At 50.1% G+C, this 2,933-nt stretch carries 1 rRNA gene; it reads left to right on the top strand.

The features are described from left to right. Nucleotides 1-24 precede the first annotated feature (24 nt). Nucleotides 25-2,911 (top strand): 23S ribosomal RNA (locus ND6B_RS08160). Nucleotides 2,912-2,933 lie beyond the last annotated feature (22 nt).

Here is a 2,933-nt window from a genome sequence, read left to right as displayed (position 1 = left end):
AACAAAGACCCGTTTGGGTTGTATGGTTAAGTGACTAAGCGTACACGGTGGATGCCTTGGCAGTTGGAGGCGATGAAGGACGTATTAACTTGCGATAAGCCTAGTCAAGCTAGTAAAAAGCACTTGAGACTAGGATTTCCGAATGGGGAAACCCACCTGCTTGCAGGTATCGTTAACTGAATACATAGGTTAACGAGGCGAACGCGGAGAACTGAAACATCTAAGTACCCGTAGGAAAAGAAATCAACCGAGATTCCGATAGTAGCGGCGAGCGAAATCGGAACAGCCCTTAAGCTTATTATGTGTTAATGGAAGGCTCTGGAAAGTGCCACGATACAGGGTGATAGTCCCGTACATGAAAACGCATTTTAAGTGAAATCGAGTAGGTCGGAGCACGTGAAACTTTGACTGAATATAGGTGGACCATCATCTAAGGCTAAATACTCCCAACTGACCGATAGTGAACCAGTACCGTGAGGGAAAGGCGAAAAGAACCCCTGTGAGGGGAGTGAAATAGAACCTGAAACCGTGTACGTACAAGCAGTAGGAGCCCACTTGTTGGGTGACTGCGTACCTTTTGTATAATGGGTCAGCGACTTATATTTTGTAGCGAGGTTAACCGATTAGGGTAGCCGTAGGGAAACCGAGTCTTAACTGGGCGAATAGTTGCAAGGTATAGACCCGAAACCCGGTGATCTAGCCATGGGCAGGTTGAAGGTTGAGTAACATCAACTGGAGGACCGAACCCACTAACGTTGAAAAGTTAGGGGATGACCTGTGGTTAGGAGTGAAAGGCTAATCAAACCGGGAGATAGCTGGTTCTCCCCGAAATCTATTTAGGTAGAGCCTCGGACGAATACTTACGGGGGTAGAGCACTGTTAAGGCTAGGGGGTCATCCCGACTTACCAACCCTTTGCAAACTCCGAATACCGTAAAGTAATATCCGGGAGACACACGGCGGGTGCTAACGTCCGTCGTGAAGAGGGAAACAACCCAGACCGCCAGCTAAGGTCCCAAAGTCATAGTTAAGTGGGAAACGATGTGGAAAGGCCCAGACAGCCAGGAGGTTGGCTTAGAAGCAGCCATCCTTTAAAGAAAGCGTAATAGCTCACTGGTCGAGTCGGTCTGCGCGGAAGATGTAACGGGGCTAAACTATGCACCGAAGCTGCGGATTCAAAATTTATTTTGAGTGGTAGGGGAGCGTTCTGTAAGCGGTTGAAGGTGTACCGGGAGGTATGCTGGACGTATCAGAAGTGCGAATGCTGACATGAGTAACGATAATGCGGGTGAAAAACCCGCACGCCGGAAGACCAAGGGTTCCTATCCCATGTTAATCAGGGTAGGGTAAGTCGACCCCTAAGGCGAGGCCGAAAGGCGTAGTCGATGGGAAACGGATTAATATTTCCGTACTTGGTATAATTGCGATGGGGGGACGGAGCAGGCTAAGCAAGCATGGCGATGGTAGTCCATGTGAAAGTGTGTAGGCTAGCGACTTAGGTAAATCCGGGTTGCTGTTAGGCTGAGACACGAGACGAGTCACCAAGGTGATGAAGTTGCTGATGCCATACTTCCAGGAAAAGCCTCTAAGCTTCAGATTATACCGAATCGTACCCCAAACCGACACAGGTGGTCAGGTAGAGAATACTAAGGCGCTTGAGAGAACTCGGGTGAAGGAACTAGGCAAAATCGTACCGTAACTTCGGGAGAAGGTACGCTCCGATTGGTGATGAGACTTGCTCTCTAAGCTGATTGGAGCCGCAGTGACCAGGTGGCTGGGACTGTTTATTAAAAACACAGCACTGTGCAAAATCGCAAGATGACGTATACGGTGTGACACCTGCCCGGTGCCGGAAGGTTAATTGATGGGGTTATCTTCGGAGAAGCTCTTGATCGAAGCCCCGGTAAACGGCGGCCGTAACTATAACGGTCCTAAGGTAGCGAAATTCCTTGTCGGGTAAGTTCCGACCTGCACGAATGGTGTAACCATGGCCACGCTGTCTCCACCCGAGACTCAGTGAAATTGAAATCGCAGTGAAGATGCTGTGTACCCGCGGCTAGACGGAAAGACCCCGTGAACCTTTACTACAGCTTGGCACTGAACATTGAACCTACATGTGTAGGATAGGTGGGAGACTTAGAAGCAGAGACGCTAGTTTTTGTGGAGTCGTCCTTGAAATACCACCCTTGTAGTTTTGATGTTCTAACGTTGGCCCCTGAATCGGGGTTACGGACAGTGCCTGGTGGGTAGTTTGACTGGGGCGGTCTCCTCCCAAAGAGTAACGGAGGAGCACGAAGGTTGGCTAAGTACGGTCGGACATCGTACGGTTAGTGTAATGGTAGAAGCCAGCTTAACTGCGAGACAGACACGTCGAGCAGGTACGAAAGTAGGTCATAGTGATCCGGTGGTTCTGAATGGAAGGGCCATCGCTCAACGGATAAAAGGTACTCCGGGGATAACAGGCTGATACCGCCCAAGAGTTCATATCGACGGCGGTGTTTGGCACCTCGATGTCGGCTCATCACATCCTGGGGCTGAAGTCGGTCCCAAGGGTATGGCTGTTCGCCATTTAAAGTGGTACGCGAGCTGGGTTTAGAACGTCGTGAGACAGTTCGGTCCCTATCTGCCGTGGGCGTTTGAGAATTGAGAGGGGTTGCTCCTAGTACGAGAGGACCGGAGTGAACGAACCGCTGGTGTTCGGGTTGTCATGCCAATGGCATTGCCCGGTAGCTACGTTCGGAACTGATAAGCGCTGAAAGCATCTAAGCGCGAAGCAGGCCTCGAGATGAGTTCTCACTAGACTTTTAAAGTCTCTGAAGGGCCGTTGAAGACTACAACGTTGATAGGCAAGATGTGGAAGTGGTGTGAGCCATTAAGCTAACTTGTACTAATTACCCGTGAGGCTTAACCATACAACGCCAAACGCGTTTTATG

Origin of the sequence: Pseudoalteromonas sp. ND6B (assembly GCF_000764215.1) — a bacterium.
Lineage (GTDB): Bacteria > Pseudomonadota > Gammaproteobacteria > Enterobacterales > Alteromonadaceae > Pseudoalteromonas > Pseudoalteromonas tetraodonis.
Note: the sequence above shows the minus strand (reverse complement) of the source record. Positions and strands in the feature narration are given on the sequence as shown.